The sequence below is a fragment of the Frankia umida genome (assembly GCF_023242945.1).
Taxonomy (GTDB): domain Bacteria; phylum Actinomycetota; class Actinomycetes; order Frankiales; family Frankiaceae; genus Frankia; species Frankia umida.
This window is the reverse complement of record NZ_JALKFT010000031.1, coordinates 15,111-30,716: the sequence shown is the minus strand read 5'-3', so window position 1 is coordinate 30,716 and position 15,606 is coordinate 15,111. Positions and strand designations below refer to the sequence as shown.

Genomic DNA, 15,606 nt, shown 5'->3' with positions numbered 1-15,606 from the left:
GACGCAAACGGGTCAACACTAGCGACATCAGCGACGAAAACCAGCCGGATGGGGATGATGGCGGACCCGAGCGCGCGAATGTTGCGGCTTTTGTCATTGTTGCAGACGCATCGGCACTGGCCGGGTGACCTGCTGGCCGAACGACTCGAGGTGAGCGCCCGCACGCTGCGTCGCGACGTCGACCGGCTGCGGGAACTCGGCTACCCGGTCGAGGCCAGCCGCGGGGTCGCCGGCGGTTACCAGCTTCAGGCACCGCCTTCACCGTGCCGGCGCCGCTGTCCGGGCCGACGGTCGACGTGACGACGCTGACCGCGCTGGCCTCGGCCTGCCGCGCCGAGGAGGAGGTGAGCTTCGCCTACACCGACCGGGCCGGTGCGACGAGCCGCCGCCGGGTGGAGCCTGGCCCTCGGCGGACGCTGGTATCTGCTGGCCCGCGACGTCGACCGGGACGACTGGCGCACCTTCCGGGTCGACCGGGTCCAGGCGGTGACCGGCGGCGGACGGCGGTTTCGACCTCGTGAGCTGCCGGACGCCGACGCGGCGGCCTATGTGCGCCGGGGAGTCGCCGGGGGTGCCTCCCGGCATCGGGTCGTCGTGCGGGTTCGGGCGCCGGCGTCCCAGGTGGGTCGGGTGATCGGCGGCTGGGGACGCACCGAGGTGATCGACGCGGACAGTTGCCTGCTGCGGATGGACGACGTCGCGCTCGACTGGGCGACGATGCTGCTCGGCGTGGTCGGGGCCCCGTTCACCGTGGTCGACCCCCCTGAGCTGGTCGATCAGGTCCGGGTGATCGCCGAGGTCCTGGCCCGGGCCGCCGCGGCCGGGCCGCCGGCCACGACGGGGACGTCCCGCGGTGGGTCCGTCACCGAGGACCCCCGGTCGGGCGGTCCACGCGGGAATCACTGAGCTTGTCTGGCATGCTGGACGTCGCGGAGACACAGTGCGGGCAGCCGCGTCTCATCGGACCGTCAAGGTGCCGGCATCCTCAAGGTGGCCGGCCGGTGCGGGAGGCCGGTCACAACGTGAACGGAGACAGCGGCGCGGAGAACACGTCCAGCGCGCACGGCGTTGCCGACGCGGGCGGCCCCGCCAACGTGGGCGGCGTTGCCGACGCGGGCGGCCCGGTCGACGCGGGCGGGACTGCCGACGCGGATGGTGTGGTCGTCATGCGGTTGGACGCCCGTTCCGGCGGGGTCGACAAGGTGCGCCGGGCGGTGGCGAAGCTGCTCGGCGGCGGACGCTGGGAATCGTTCGGCGACGACGCCTGTCTGGTCCTCAGTGAGCTGACGACCAATGCCCTGTTGCATGGTGACGCGCCGATCGAGGTGCGGGTACGTACCGGTGGGGCTGCGTTGCGGGTGGAGGTGCGCGACGGGAGCCGGGTGCTGCCGGTGCGGCCACCGGCCGGTGGGGACGCCCTGACCGGCCGCGGGATGGTGCTGGTCGCGGCCGCGTCCAGCCGGTGGGGCGTCGACCCGCTGCCCACCGGCAAGATCGTCTGGGCCGAGTTCCGCCCCACCGACACCAGTGGCGAGGACGACGTCCAGGTCGCCGATGGCGGTGTGGCGGTGCGTGGCCTGACCGGGATTCGTGGGGTCCGCCAGCAGACCCGTCCGGTGTCGGGTTCGCCGTCGTCGTCGCCGGGGCACGTCGTGCGCCTCGGCGATGTGCCCACCGATCTGCTGCTCGCCGCCAAGAACCATGTGGACGGGCTGGTCCGCGAGTTCACGCTGGCCGCCTCGGGCGCCGCGTCCGGGGCGAGCGTGGCCGTGCCCGAACGGCTCGCCGAACTGCTGACCATCGTCACCACCCGGTTCGCCGGGCCGCGGATGGCGATCAAGCGGCAGGCCCTGGGGGCGGCCGCGGCCGGATGTCCCCGCACACCGCTGGAGCTCGTCCTGCCCTCGAGCGCGGCGGCGGACGCCGAGCAGTACCTCGCCGCCCTCGAGGAGATCGAGGGTTACGCCCGGGCCGCCCGGCTGCTCACCGTCGAGTCCCCGCCGCAGCATGTCGCCTTCCGCCGCTGGTACATCGGATCCCTGGTCGCCCAGCTACGCGCGGCCGAGCACACCGCCGAGCACGCCGCCGGCCAGAACACCGGGCCCGGTCCGGCCGCGACACGCAGTTTCGAGCAGTACCTGCTGGACACCCTCGACGTCGTCGTCGTCGCGCAGCGCACCGCGGAACGCTCCGCCCGGTTGCAGCGGGTCACCGCGGCGCTGGCCCAGGCGACCACACCGGAGCAGGTGGCAACGGCCGTCGTGTCCCAGGGCGCGGCGGTGCTGGGCGCCTCCGGTGGGGTGCTGCTGGTCCCCCAGGACGCCGGCCGGCTCGCGGTGACCGGGTCCATCGGCTACGGCGACAGCATGATCGCCGCACTGCGGTCCGAACGGATGACCGACCGGCTGCCGGCGATGGCGGCGCTACGCACCGGCGAACCGGTGTGGCTCGAGTCCCGTCGCGAACGTGACCTGCGGTTTCCCGCCCTCGCCGAGCTGGAGCCGACGGCGGAGTCGATGTGCGTGCTGCCGTTGTTCGCCGGCGAGCGCACACTCGGTGCGCTGCGCTTCACCTTCGACCATCCACGGTTGTTCGACGAGGACGAACGCGCCTTCGTCGAGGCGCTGGCCGCGCAGACCGGGCTCGCCCTGGAACGGGCCCGGCTGTTCGCCGTCGAACGGGCCGCGCGTGAGCGCACCACCCTGTTCGCCGCGGCGACCGATCTGTTCACCTCCACCCTCGAGACGCCGCGCATCCTCGAGCATCTGGTCGGCCTGCTGGTGCCGTGGCATGCCGCCCGCGCCGCCGCCGTGCTCGTCGACGAGGACGGCGGCGTGCAGGTCGTCGCCGTCGCAGACCGCGCCGACCTCACCCCCACCGCCACCCCCCTCACCCCCACCGCCCTCACCCACCACGCCAACACCGCCAACACCGCCGGCACCACCCAACCCGTCAACACCGCCGGCACCGCCGTACCCGCCAGTGACACCCTCCAGCCCAGTGCCGGTCGGGTCACCCAGCCCCAGCCGCGCCTGGGCAGCCAGGGCGAGTCCCGGTCGTTCCTCGGCATGACCGGCCAGCCGTGGGACGAGTTCGACTCGGTGCGGGCGGCGCGGCCGGTGCAGCGAGCGGTGGCCGATCCCGTCGGGATGACACAGGCACTGCGCACGGGACGGCCAGCACGCTCGCAGGACGGCGCCCGCCTCGCGTTGCCGCTGGCCCTCGGCGGACAGGCGGTGGCCGCGGTCGGCCTGGTCGCCGCCGACGGGCATGTCTACGACGAGGACGACCAGCGGGTCGTCGCCGAACTCGTCGACCGGGCGACGGTCGCCATCGGCAACGCCCGCCAGTACGAGCACGAGCGGCGCACCGCGGTCACCCTGCAGCGCAGCCTGTTGCCGCAACTCGTCCCGCAGCTGCCCGGACTCGCGTTCGCCTGGCGCTACCTGCCGGGCAGCGCCGGTGCGCTGGTCGGTGGCGACTGGTACGACGTACTGCCCCTCGACGACGGACGGGTCGCTCTGGTCATCGGCGACGTGATGGGCCACGGCATCCACGCCGCGGCGACCATGGGCCAGATCCGCGCGGCCGTGCGGGCACACACGGTGGCACCGACGCGCCCGTCCACGGTGCTCACCCGGCTGGACGCTGCAGCCACCCGACTCGAGCAGGGTCGCACGGCGACGGCGGCGCTCGCGGTGCTCGACCCGTCCACCGGTCGGCTTGTCGTCGCCTCCGCCGGGCACCTGCCGCCGCTGCTGATCACGCCGGGCGCGCCGGCCCGGTATCTGCCGATCGACCCCGGCCCGCCGCTGACCGCCGGCCTCGCTGACTACCCCGAGACCTCGCTGACCCTGACCGCCGGCAGCACACTGCTGTTCTACACCGACGGCCTGGTCGAGGACCGTAGCCGTCCGGTGGACGAGGGCATGGAGCTGCTGCGCTCGCAGATGTCCGCCGGCGGCAGTCCCGACGAGGTCTGCGACCGCGCGCTGGCCGCGGTCGCCCGACCCAGCGGCCACGAGGACGACACCGCCCTGCTCGCCGTCCGCTTCGCCGGCCCCCCTCGCTGACCCACCCCGTCACCAGCCCCACGGACCTGGCGTGCCCGGCCCGTCCCCCACCCGTCTTGCCCCTCTGCCCCCTTCCCCTTCCCGACACCGGCACCGAGCCCGACGCGGGCTCCGACACCGCCACCGAGCCCGACACCGACACCGCCACCGAGCCCGCCACCGCCACCGCCACCGAGTCCGACACCGGAACCGAGTCCGACACCGGAACCGAGTCCGACTCCGGCGGCCCACCTGTCGCTGTGCCGAGGGTTGTTCGGGCTCGTGCCGAGGGTTGTTCGGGAAATCAGGCCCTGATTCCAGAACAACCCTCGGCATGTGGCGACAGCGATGGTTTTGCGGCTACGGCGACCGACGGAGAGCGACGATCGCCGAACGGAGAGCGACTAGGGGTGAGTGGAGGGCGATAGGTGGAGGGCGGAGGGCGAGCGGCGGACGGCGATCTGCGGAGGTCAGGTGGCGGGGCCGGCGATCGACTTCAGTTCGACATAGGCGTCGAACCCCTCGGGTCCGTGTTCCCGGCCGATGCCGGACGCCTTGTAGCCGCCGAACGGAGCGGCGAAGTCGGTGGTGTAGCGGTTGACGGCGAACGTGCCGGTACGCACCCGGCGGGCGACGTCCAGACCGCGTTCGGCGTCGGCGGTCCACACCGAACCGGCCAGGCCGTACTCGCTGTCGTTGGCGAGCTCGACGGCCTGCGCCTCGTCGGCGTAGGGGATGACGGTGAGCACCGGGCCGAAGATCTCCTCGCGGGCGATGCGCATGTCGTTGGACGCGTCGGCGAACACGGTGGGTCGCACATACCAGCCGACGGGCTGGCCGGGTGGGCGGCCGTTGCCCCCGGCGACGACCCGGGCGCCCTCGGCCTGGCCGAGCGTGATGTAGTGCTCGACCCGTTCCTGCTGGCGGGCGGCGACCAGCGGGCCGATGTCGGTGGCGGGGTCCGCCGGATCGCCGACCCGCAGGGTGGCGACCAGATCGGCGAGGGCGTCGACCACCTCGGTGTAGCGGGCCCGGCTGGCCAGGATGCGGGTCTGGGCGACGCAGGCCTGGCCGTTGTTCATGAAGCTGGCCATCTTCAGCCCGTCGACGGTGGCGGCGAGATCGGCGTCGTCCAGGATGATCGCCGCCGACTTGCCGCCGAGCTCCAGGGTGACGCGTCGCAGCCGCTCACCGCACAGCGCGGCGATGCGCCGTCCGGCCGCGGTGGACCCGGTGAAGGCGATCTTGTCGATGCCGGGATGGGTGACCAGATGCTCGCCGATCTCGCGGCCCGCCGGCAGGACGGACACCACGCCCGCCGGGAAACCCACCTCGGCGATCACCTCGGCGAGCGCCAGCGCGTCGAGCGCCGTCTCCGGCGCCGGCTTGACCACGACGGTGCAGCCGGCGAGCAGTGCCGGGGCGAGCTTGGACATGATGGCCGCCTGCGGCACGTTCCACGGCACGATCGCGCCGACCACCCCGACCGGCTCGCGCCGCACGGTGATCGGGTCGCCGAGCACGCCGGTGCGTTCGGCCTCCCAGGGGTAGGTCTCGGCGAGGTCGGCGAGGGTGGTCAGCAGCAGCCACGGTGCGAGGGTCTGCCCGGTCTGGCTGAACCCGATCGGCGAGCCCATCTCCGCGGTGATCAGCTCCGCGAACTCCGGCGCGCGGGCCACGTACAGCTCGGCGAACCGCCGCAGCAGCGCGATCCGCTCCCCCGGGGCCAGCCGCGGCCATGGTCCGGTGTCGAAGGCGTCCCGGGCCGCGGCCACCGCCCGGTCGACGTCCGCCGTCGTCGCCGCGGGTGTGCGGCCCACTAACTCCGTCGAGTGTGGTGAGTGCACGTCGAGGACGTCCGTCCCCGTCGAACGCTCCCAGTTTCCGCCGATGAACAACCGGTCATAGCCACGCACAGGACCTCCCGCTGATCGCGCCGGGCCGCCACACGCGACGTGCCATACGCCATGCGCGCCCGCCGTTCACTGCCCGCCGGTCGACGGACGCACGGGACATCCTGCACCGATTGTCGCGCCCGCTCACCCGATCACGGTTGTGGGCCGGCGGGGCACACGGTCACGGGTACGGGTACGGGGCGGGCACAGTCGCACCGGTCGGCGGCGTCGGAACGGGCCGGGATGCGGTTCGTCTCCGCGGACGCCCTCAGTGGCCCGGTGGTGCGCCGCGCGGTGCTCGACGCCGAGCCGGACGCTGTCGTCCACCTGCTCACCGCGATCCCGGCTCGGATCGGTCAGGGGATGCGGGCGACGCCGCAGTAGCCATCGACGGCCGCCGGCAGCGCCCCGTCGGCGGTAGGCGCGGGACGCCAGTGGGTGTGCGGAACGATGCCGGGCTCGATGAGCGTCAGACCGTCGAAACGGCGGGCGAACTGGTCCGGGGTGCGCAGGATGTAGGGGATGGCGCCGCTGTCGTTGTACTCGTCCTGCGCGGCGTCGAAGTCGCCACCACCGCCGCTGTCGGCGTCGCTGTCAGGTGCGGGGCCCGCGGGCAGGGTGCCGTCGTAGCTCACCAGGTAGCTGCCGGGCACCAGCGGGGCGAGCAGGGCATCGACGATGCGGCGAAGCTCGTCGTCGTCGGCGATGTGGCCGAGCACGCCCATGAGCAGGAGCGCGACGGGTTGGTCGAGGTCGAGGGTGCGGGCGGCACCGGCCAGGACGGTGGCGGGGTCGTGCAGGTCGGCGTCGAGGTAGTCGGTGGCGCCCTCGGGGGTGCCGACGAGCAGGGCACGGGCGTGCACGAGCACCAGCGGGTCGTTGTCGACGTAGACGATCCGGCTGTCGGGGGCGACGCGCTGGGCGACCTCGTGGGTGTTGTCGGCGGTGGGCAGCCCGGTGCCGACGTCGAGGAACTGGCGGATGCCCGCCTCACCGGCGAGCCACGTGACCGAACGGGTGAGGAACCCGCGGGAGGCGCGGGCAAGCTCGGCGATGCCGGGGAAGACCTTGAGGTACTCGTCGCCGGCCACCCGGTCCACCGGGTAGCTGTCCTTGCCGCCGAGCCAGTAGTTCCAGATCCGCGCCGAATGCGGAACCGAGATGTCCACCCGGTCCTGCGGGCTGGACGGAACAGCCGCGTCAGCCGACATCGCGCACTCCGAAGGGTCAGGGGCCAAGGGCCGCGGAGACAGCGGCATGACAGGCGGCAAAACCGCAAAACTGCTCTGCGATGCTGCGGACACCCTAATACAGGGCAGCACCTGTGGGCGGCCGGGCGCATGATGGGTGGCATGGGAACGGGCATGCGATCCGCCCGGAGCACCGTGGGCGATCCAGACGCATCGAGTGATCCAGGCATATCAGGTGATCCGGGCATATCAGGTGGTCCGGGCAGGCGGATCCGGCAGGGCGCCACGGGCGGGCCGGGTCCGGTCGAGGCCGGGCCGGTGGCACAGCTGCGGGGCTGGCTCGGTGGGCAGGTGTTCCAGCGGGTCGCCGGGCCCGAGGGCGCCGGGCGCCGCGAGCGGATCTTCGCCGCGCCCGGTGAGCGCTGGTTCGCCGAAGACCGGCCGATCCGCCTGGTGCATGCGGACTCGGCGATGTTCGTCGGTGGCCTGCGGGCGTTGCTGTTGCAGTCGCTGCATCCACTGGCGATCGCCGGGGTGACGCAGCATTCGGATTTTCGTAACGACCCGTGGGGCCGCCTGGCGCGCACCAGCTTCTTCCTGGCGGCGACGACGTTCGGCCCGGCCGACGAGGCCGAACGGGCCATCGCCCGGGTGCGCGCCGTCCACCGGCGGGTCCGTGGTGTGGCCGCGGACGGCCGGCCCTACGCTGCCGGCGACCCGCAGCTGATGCGCTGGGTGCATGTCGCCGAGGTCGACAGTTTCCTCGCCGCCTACCAGCGGTACGGCGCCCATCCGCTGGATGCCGCGCGGCGGGACGGCTACGTCGCCGACACCGCCGTCATCGCCGAACGGCTCGGCATCAAGGATCCGCCGCGTACCACCGCCGAACTCGACGACACGCTGCGTTCCTACCGGCCGGAGCTCACCGGCACGCCCGAGGCCCGCTCAGCCGCCCGCTACCTGCTGTTGCGCGCGCCGCTGCCGTTGGCCGCCCGCGCCCCGTACGGCGCGCTCGCCGGTGCGGCGGTGGGGCTGATGCCCGTGTGGACGCGCTGGCCGTTACGCCTGCCGTACCTGCCGGCCACAGAGGCGACCGTCGGACGTCTCTGTGGCCAGACGATCGTCACCACCATCCGCTGGGCGACCCGCGCGGCCGACCCTGCCGTGCCCCACGCCGGCATCGACTAGTCGCCGGCTCCCCCGCCCACCGCGGCACGGCCGTTGGCATGCCGTCCACGACTGCTCGGGGACAGCGCCCTCAGCACCCTGTCGCAGCGCCGCCAGCGCCGTCAGCGCCGTTCGAACACGAAGGCGGCGGCGACGGCGGCGCCGACGATGACTCCGACGATCAGGATGCCGCCGAGGACGAAGAAGCCGACCGTCTTGATCAGGGCGATGACGACCGGCAACCCGGCCATCATCAGATAGGAACCGCGGGTGCGTACCGGCGTGTTGGCGACGGTGGTGATCCGCTGCACGGCGGTGACCCGGGAGACGTTCATCTGGTCTGACACCGACGGCATCAGGCGGATGGTGCTCCAGGTCAGCGCGACGAACGCGCCCGTGAGCAGAACCGCGTAGATGAGGCCGAAAGCACGCCCGAACGCCTCGAACGACGCGCCCGCCGCGATGACGGTCGTCACCAGGGGCAGGTACCACCCGGTGGTGCGATCCTGCCCGGCCTGGCTGACCAGCCGCCGTGCCTGCGCGAACCGGGCGCCACGCCCGCCTCGACCCCCCGGACCGCCGCGCCCACCCGCACCGCCGCGGCCGGGTTCGGCCGATCCGCCGTAGTAGCTGTCCGCCATGACCGCCTGACTCCCTCCGCGCCTGGTGCGCCGACCCTCGGCCCGCTACGCCGACCGGATCGACCTGTACCGCGCCGGACGCGGCACTACCCAACCTATTCTCCCCCTTGCACGGGGAAGCAGACGCGGATTTCGCCCGGCGGGTCCACCCCCGGGCACGATCCAGCCCACCTGGGCCGATACGTGCGTCCACGGGGCGGCGGACGTCCGCGGGAAACTGTCGGTGAGGGAAGCTAGCGTGACGGCATGTGTCGCAACATCACGGAACTGCGGGGCCTCGAACCACCGGCGAGCGACGAGGAGATCGAGGCGGCCGCGCGCCAGTTCATTCGAAAGGTCAGTGGGGTGCGTCGTCCGTCATCGGCGGCCGATGACGCGGTCGAGGTGGCCGTCGCCGAGGTGGCGGCGGTGGTCCACCGGCTGCTCGGGACGTTGCCCGCCCGCCGGCAGCCACCCGCCACTGTGCCGCCGCTGCGCCGCCCCGAGGTGCGTGCCCGGCTCGGGCTCTGAGCCTGGCCGGTCTGGCATCGGCCCTACCGTCAGCGGCTCCTACGGCTGGCGACGCCGGCGATCAGGGCGCCTGCGATCAGCGGCGGTGGCGGGCCATGTCGGCGCGGGAGCGGCGCCGGCGGTTACCTGAGTCGACGAGCCGCTCCGGCGGGCGACCGGCCTCGGCGCCCGCGCGGTCGGCGGCGACGCTGTCGGCGATCAGTTCCCGGGTGCGGTCCTGTTCCTGGTCGTCCAGTCCGGTCAACAAGCTGTCGAACACACTCACCTGGTTACTCCTGGTCCTCGCTGCCGCCGAAATGTTCCGTTGCAATAGGCTTTCCCGCAACGTCGGCTGATAAAGCACGCCATCTTCGCTGATTGCGGCCAAGCATCCCGGACCAGAACGTCGCAGGTCGGATCGCCTGTGTCGCATCCGGCGATCAACCTCGGCGGCACGACCCGCGAGAAGCGGCCATCCCACCGGCACGCACCGGCGCCACCACCGCCTGTCACGGCCCCTGGACGACCACGGGCCGACCGCGACCGCACGGTCGGCCACCGCGGATACCGCCCGCCCGTTCGGACGGCCCGTTCATCGGCCGCCGGGTGCTGGTCGCCGGGGACGGGTCGCCGCCCGCCGTCCCGGAGCGTGGACCGGCGGCCACCGCCCCATCGCCGGAAACGTTCATGGACGGCGATCTAGCGGGAGCGGCGACCGTGCCGGCTGGATCGGCGCAGCTCACCGGTGGTGGCGGCGGAGGTGGTGGACGGCCGGGCATGGCCGGGTCCGCCGGACTGGCGCATGGCGGGCATTGTCGTGGTCGGTGAGGAACGGAACCGCCCGGTGGCGGACGGCGGCGGGACCGTCCACGGACCGGTGGAGGCGGCGCTACCGGGGTCGGCGGCGGGCCTGGAACGGCGGGAACCCGCGCGCGGCGAGGGGCCGTCCGCCGTGACGATGCCCCGCCCGCCCGGCCCGCCCGGCCCGCCCGGCCCGCCGGGACCGAAGGAGCCGAAGGGGCCAGTCGGGCCGGTGTGGGTGCTCAGGCGTTCGGCCGCCGCGACGCGGTGACGTCCGCTGTTCCCACCGTCGCGGCCACCACCGGACCGGCCCCCACCCGAACGACCGCTGTCCGAGCGACCGTCACCGGAGCGGCCACCACCCGCGGCGCGTCCGGCGCCGACGCGGCCACCGACGGGTCCGGTGTCGGACGTCCCGCTGCGAAAGACGCGCAGCCCATGGCCACCATGACCGGAGCCGCTGGACTCGTCGGTGCCACGGCCGGGACGCAGCAGGTGCAGCAGCGCGGGCAGCAGCAGGATGCGTACGACGAGCGCGTCCAGGACGACACCCACCGACAGGCCGACGCCCAGCAGTTTCATCACCCGAACGGGCTGTGCGGCCAGCGCCGCGAACACGATCACCATGATCAGGCTGGTGGTGACGACGATGTGGCCGACGTCCGCGTGGCGGCTGCTGATGGCCCGGCGCTGGTCGGGATCGTCGGCGGCGGCGTGCAGGCTGCTGAGCATCGTCAGGTGCATCCCGATCGCCAGACCGAAAACGACGATCATGATGATGCCGAGCAGGAACGGTTCGACCGGGCCGGGTCGCACGCCGAGACGCGCGGCGAGGTGGCCTTCGGTGAACACCCAGGTGATCGCGCCCAGGGTGGCGGCGAGGGCGAGCAGGCTCGCCGTCATCACGGCCAGGCTGTGGCGCACCGAGCGCAGCGCGAACAGCGTGGTGAGCCCGAGCATGCCGAACTCCAGCGCCAGGAAGCCGGGCAGCACGGCGGCGAACCGGCTGGACATGTCCGCGAACAGGGCGGCCTGCCCGCTGATCCGCACGGTCAGTCCCTTGCCCGCGATCGCCGCCGGCACCACCTGCTCACGCAGCCGGTGGACGAGTTCGGTCGCGCCCGGCGCGCGCGGACCGTCGTCCGGCAGGATCTGGACGAGCGCCCCGCCGGCGGCGTCGTTGCGCAGCGACAGGAACGCCCGTGTCACACCGGGCGCGTCGTTGAGCGCCTGGATCACCCCGGGGAGCGGGTCGGGCGCGCCGGTGTGCAGTCCGGTCACGACGGCGAGCATCGGGCCGTTGAGCCCGGGGAAGTACGCCTCGCTGATCAGGTCGTAGCCCCGCCGGGTGGTGTTGGACGTCGGATCGGCACCGTTGTCGCCACCGCCGAGGGTCAGCCCGGTGACGGGCATCGCGAGCACGGCGAGCGCGACGATGGCCACTCCCGCGAGGACCTGCGGGTGCCGGGCGACCATGCCCGCCCACCAGGACCGCAGGCCCGGGCGCACCGGCAGGCCCGTGCCGCTGCGGCGCAGCAGGGTGCGTTCGGTCCAGACGAGCAGGCCGTGCCCGGTCAGGCGCAGCGCCGCGGGCAGCAGCGTCATCACGGCCAGCACGCTCGCCATCGCCGCGGTGAACCCGGCCAGGGCCAGGCCGTCGAACACGCTCAGACGCAGGGCGCTCGTGGCGAGCATGACCCCGGCCAGCGCCAGGCCGCCGATCGCGGTGGCCCGTCCCGGGTGGCGCAGGGCCGCGCGGGCCGCCTGGGGCGGGTCGAGTCCGGCACGCAGCTGGTTCTGGGTGCGGTTGACGATGACGACGCTGCTCCCCAGGGTCATCCCGAAGGCGAGGACGAGGGTGAGCAGCGGGGCGAGCTGGTTGAGGTCGGCCCGCAGCGACAGCAGCATCGCCGCGGCCGTCGCCATCCCCGCGGCGACGAGCGCGACCAGCATGCACACCGCGACCGCCGCCGGTGCCCGGACCATCAGGCCCAGCACCAGCAGGGCGATGCCCACGGCGAGTGCGACCGGCCACAGCGAGATACCCGACTGCACGATGATGGTGGCACCGGGTCCGTTCACCTCGACCTGAAGGTCGGGCCCGTCGTAGGCGCGGGCGGTGTCGATCAGCGCGCGGACGGCGGCGTGGTCCGGCGCGGTCGGCGAACCCTTCATCAGCACCGAGACGACCGCGGCCTGGCCGTCGGCGCTCAGCGGCGACCCGCCTATCGGAAGCGCGGCCGCCGGGCTGAACGGGTCGAACGCACCGGCGACGCCGGGCACCGTCCCCAGCTGCGCGACCATCTCGGCGATCCGGGCCCGCACCGCCGGGACCTGCACCGTGCCGGAGCGCGCCCGCACGACGACCGTCTCCAGATCGGGCACCGTCCCCGACGGCATGAACGACGCGGCCGTGTCCAGGGCCCGCTGTGACTCGGCGTCATGGCCGGCCAGCTCGACGGAGAACCGCGGCCCGGCATGCCCGGCCATCGCGAGCGCACCCACCAGGGACGTCACCCACACCGTGACGACCAGCCAGCGGTGTCGCTGACACCAGCGCACCAGCAGAGCCACGGGCCTCATCCTCCGGCACGGCACGGGCCGGCTATATGGCCCTTTACGGAAATTGTCCGATTTACTTCGGCAAATCTCACCCGCCACCCGCCGACGCGTCAACACGATCCGCAGTCGGAACGCCCAGATAGGCACTCCGGTGGCGGTAGTGGGCAATCGCACCGAGAGCTGGCGGCAACATCCGCGAAACAGCACCCACACGTCCACCCATCCCGTCGGACGCCGCCGCCGGGACCGCCGCCAGCCATCCGGACGCCTGCCCGACAACGGACATCGGGCACCCGCGGGACGCCCCCGGGGCACCGTCGGGCCACCCGCGTACCCGGCCGGACCCACCCAGGTGACCACCGGCGGGTGGCCCGGCACCCGGTGACACCGCGTGAGGACGCGCCGACCTGCCCCCATCCGGGGAGCCGGAAGCGGCCCCGGGCGGACACCCGTCCGGGTTGGGCCACACGTCGGATCGCCGACCCCCACCCCTGCTACCCCGCGCGGCCGCCACGCCGGCGTGGCCCGGCCGCCCCGGTCATGGCGTACCACCCCGACGCCTCGGTGACCGTGCGGGTCCGGACTGGCCATGAGTTGCCACGATCGGACGGTCACCGCGCGCACACCCATACGGATGGCGCATCACGGACATCCGACGTCCAATCGTTCGATTCTCACAACCTGACGCCAACGTCACGTGTGAGGATGGCGCTCGATCGGACGGCACCGCGTTTCCCGTTCCGCTCCCGGTTCGCTCCCGGTTCGGTTCTTCGCCCCCACGGCTCCGAAGGGAACTCCGACCCCGATGTCGGTCACCGAAACTGTGCAGAACACACAGGACATTCCGTCCTTCCCGTTTCCGGACACGTTTCTTCCGCACACCTCCACCCGCATCGCCGAACTTGCCCGCCAGGGCCCCGCCACCCGCGTCCGTTTCGGTCCGTCCCAGCTGCCCATCTGGCTGATCGTGCGCACCGCGCCGGCCCGCGCGATGCTCGCCGACCCCCGGTTCTCCCGGACCAGAACCCTCGACTTCAACCCCCCGCTGACCGCCGGGCAGATTCCCGACCCCAATTCGCTGCTGTGGCTCGACCCGCCCGCGCACACCCGCATTCGTCGCCTGGTCAACGCCGGCTTCGCGCACCGCCGGATCGAACGGATGCGCCCGTTCGTCCGCGCCACCGCCCATGCGCGGATCGACGCGATGCTCGCCGCCGACACCCCCGCTGACCTGCGGCCACTGGCCTTCCACCTGCCCATCGAGGTCATCTGCCATCTGCTTGGCGTCCCCGACCTCGACCGGGAGAAGGTCCGCACGTGGAGCGAGTCCCTGTTCCGCTTCCACCTCGACCCGCAGGCCGCCGCCGCCGGACTCGGCGCTCTCTACGGCTATCTGGGAAACCTCGTCCGTACCCGTCGCGAAGCCCGGTCCACCACCGTCTCCGCAGCCACCGACGGCCTACACAACGGTGTCAACAGCGCCGAGCCACAGGGCCTTCTTGACGTCATCCTGGACGCCTACGAAGAATCCCTCCGTGATGCGTCCACCTCTGCGGGGGAAACGTCGCCGGAGGCGGGCGACGTGCCGCTGACCGAGACCGAACTGCACTCGCTCACCATGACACTGCTGATCGGCGGCTTCGAGACGACGGCCGGCGTGATGAGCAACGTCCTCACCACACTGTTGGACGACCGATCCCAATGGGAATGGCTGGTGGCGAACCCGGACGGGATGCCCGACGCCGTCGAGGAGCTGTTGCGCTACCACCCGCTGTCGATGACGTTCCCCCGTGTCGCCACCGAGGACGTCGACCTCGGCGACTTCGTCGTCCGCGCCGGCGAGGTCGTCGTCGTCCCGCTCGCGGCCATGAGCCGCGACCCCGCCGTCTTCCCCGATCCCGACCGCCTCGACCTCACCCGCACCCCCGTCCCCAACCTCACCTTCGGTCACGGCCCGCACCACTGCATCGGCGCCCACCTGGCCCGGGTGGAACTCACCGAGCTGCTGACCGCCCTGATCGAGAAGGTCCCCGACCTGCGACTGGCCGTCCCCGCCGCAGACCTGCGCTACGAGGTCAAGGCCCCCATCGGACGTCCCGAGGCTCTCCCCGTCACCTGGTAGCCCCGTCACCTGGTAGCCCCGCCACCTGACAGCCCCGCCTCCCGCAGCCCTGATCACCTCCCGGTCCAGTCGCACAGGGAGTAACCGGCAGGCCGCCCGGTACGTCCACGTCGTGCCGGGACCGGAGCTACACGGGTCGCCGTGGGGGCAAATCGGACACGAACACCCCCACGACGACCCGTGTAGCCGTCACGTTCCCGCCCGCCAGCCCACCACGCCGGGACCTTGTTCACCGAGAGTGGTCCATGGTCGTGGTTTCGACGTTCTTCGGTGGCGCACCCCGCACTCGGCCAGCCGCACAGGGGTGGCAGGCGGTGCGTGGGATGACGCAGGGGAGAGGGAAAGCCAACGCACAGCGGGCTCACAGCATCACCTCCCAGTGTGGTCATCGTGCGCTTCGTTCGGGAGCGCCGAGGCTGGGAGGGACACGGTGGCCACACGAGAGCAGGGGCTGCGGCAGACGGGTCCGATCACGGCGGTAACAGCCGCCCTCGCGACCGCGGGCATGATCGGATTCGGCGTGCTGGCGCACGAGCATTCCACCGCCACCGCCGCCGACGCGGAGACCTCGAGCGGGTCCACCACGGACTCCAGCGGGTTGTTGACCGGCTCCACCGGCGACAGCGGCAGCACCCACGTGACGACCGGGGGCTCCTGATCATGGATCGGACCCTGGCCACCACAGTC

11 protein-coding genes and 1 pseudogene are annotated in these 15,606 nt (G+C 72.8%); 7 read left to right on the top strand and 5 right to left on the bottom strand.

Annotation, left to right across the window (positions count from 1 at the left end):
- Positions 1-57 precede the first annotated feature (57 nt).
- Positions 58-906 (top strand): annotated as a pseudogene (locus MXD59_RS27070) (helix-turn-helix transcriptional regulator).
- A 95-nt stretch (positions 907-1,001) separates the two neighbouring features.
- Positions 1,002-4,073, top strand: coding sequence for a SpoIIE family protein phosphatase (locus MXD59_RS21555; protein ID WP_248826447.1), 3,072 nt, complete (start codon positions 1,002-1,004; stop codon positions 4,071-4,073).
- Between the two features lie 449 nt (positions 4,074-4,522).
- On the opposite strand, the gene MXD59_RS21550 is transcribed toward MXD59_RS21555, so the two are convergent.
- Positions 4,523-5,968 (bottom strand): aldehyde dehydrogenase, encoded by a 1,446-nt coding sequence (locus tag MXD59_RS21550; RefSeq protein ID WP_248826446.1) that lies wholly within the window; start codon positions 5,966-5,968, stop codon positions 4,523-4,525.
- Positions 5,969-6,190: 222 nt separating this feature from the next.
- Between MXD59_RS21550 and MXD59_RS21545 the strand changes: the two genes are divergently transcribed.
- The gene (locus MXD59_RS21545) at positions 6,191-6,331 is read left to right on the top strand and encodes a hypothetical protein (protein WP_248826445.1); all 141 of its coding nucleotides are present in this window, start codon (positions 6,191-6,193) and stop codon (positions 6,329-6,331) included.
- Here MXD59_RS21545 and MXD59_RS21540 read toward each other — a convergent pair.
- On the bottom strand, positions 6,304-7,158 hold the full coding sequence (locus MXD59_RS21540; RefSeq protein WP_248826444.1) for an SAM-dependent methyltransferase: 855 nt from the start codon (positions 7,156-7,158) through the stop codon (positions 6,304-6,306). The two genes, MXD59_RS21545 and MXD59_RS21540, sit on opposite strands and share 28 nt — an antisense overlap.
- Positions 7,159-7,455: 297 nt before the next feature.
- Here MXD59_RS21540 and MXD59_RS21535 point away from each other — a divergent pair, with 297 nt between their 5' ends.
- Positions 7,456-8,325, top strand: coding sequence for an oxygenase MpaB family protein (locus MXD59_RS21535; protein WP_248826443.1), 870 nt, complete (start codon positions 7,456-7,458; stop codon positions 8,323-8,325).
- Between the two features lie 101 nt (positions 8,326-8,426).
- On the opposite strand, the gene MXD59_RS21530 is transcribed toward MXD59_RS21535, so the two are convergent.
- Entirely contained in the window at positions 8,427-8,945 is a 519-nt protein-coding gene (locus tag MXD59_RS21530; RefSeq protein ID WP_163550095.1) for a hypothetical protein, read from the bottom strand.
- A 246-nt stretch (positions 8,946-9,191) separates the two neighbouring features.
- On the opposite strand from MXD59_RS21530, the gene MXD59_RS21525 reads away from it, so the two are divergent.
- Positions 9,192-9,455: a DUF2277 domain-containing protein gene (locus MXD59_RS21525; RefSeq protein WP_248826442.1), complete on the top strand. Its 264-nt coding sequence runs from the start codon at positions 9,192-9,194 to the stop codon at positions 9,453-9,455.
- 76 nt (positions 9,456-9,531) lie between these two features.
- Here MXD59_RS21525 and MXD59_RS21520 read toward each other — a convergent pair whose 3' ends face one another.
- Together MXD59_RS21520 and MXD59_RS21515 are read right to left on the bottom strand one after the other, a co-directional pair.
- Positions 9,532-9,720: a hypothetical protein gene (locus tag MXD59_RS21520; RefSeq protein WP_163550097.1), complete on the bottom strand. Its 189-nt coding sequence runs from the start codon at positions 9,718-9,720 to the stop codon at positions 9,532-9,534.
- A 413-nt stretch (positions 9,721-10,133) separates the two neighbouring features.
- Entirely contained in the window at positions 10,134-12,809 is a 2,676-nt protein-coding gene (locus tag MXD59_RS21515) for an MMPL family transporter (protein WP_248826441.1), read from the bottom strand.
- Between the two features lie 793 nt (positions 12,810-13,602).
- Between MXD59_RS21515 and MXD59_RS21510 the strand changes: the two genes are divergently transcribed.
- Positions 13,603-14,919: a cytochrome P450 gene (locus tag MXD59_RS21510; protein WP_248826440.1), complete on the top strand. Its 1,317-nt coding sequence runs from the start codon at positions 13,603-13,605 to the stop codon at positions 14,917-14,919.
- A 430-nt stretch (positions 14,920-15,349) separates the two neighbouring features.
- Positions 15,350-15,577 (top strand): hypothetical protein, encoded by a 228-nt coding sequence (locus MXD59_RS21505; RefSeq protein WP_248826439.1) that lies wholly within the window; start codon positions 15,350-15,352, stop codon positions 15,575-15,577.
- The last annotated feature ends 29 nt before the right edge of the window (positions 15,578-15,606 follow it).

What these genes read in the sequence shown, in the direction of transcription:
- MXD59_RS21545 (WP_248826445.1), top strand. Translation starts at nt 6,191, where the DNA reads ATGCGGTTCGTCTCCGCGGACGCCCTCAGTGGCCCGGTGGTGCGCCGC.
- MXD59_RS21540 (WP_248826444.1), bottom strand. Translation starts at nt 7,158, where the DNA reads ATGTCGGCTGACGCGGCTGTTCCGTCCAGCCCGCAGGACCGGGTGGAC.
- MXD59_RS21530 (WP_163550095.1), bottom strand. Translation starts at nt 8,945, where the DNA reads ATGGCGGACAGCTACTACGGCGGATCGGCCGAACCCGGCCGCGGCGGT.
- MXD59_RS21525 (WP_248826442.1), top strand. Translation starts at nt 9,192, where the DNA reads ATGTGTCGCAACATCACGGAACTGCGGGGCCTCGAACCACCGGCGAGC.
- MXD59_RS21510 (WP_248826440.1), top strand. Translation starts at nt 13,603, where the DNA reads ATGTCGGTCACCGAAACTGTGCAGAACACACAGGACATTCCGTCCTTC.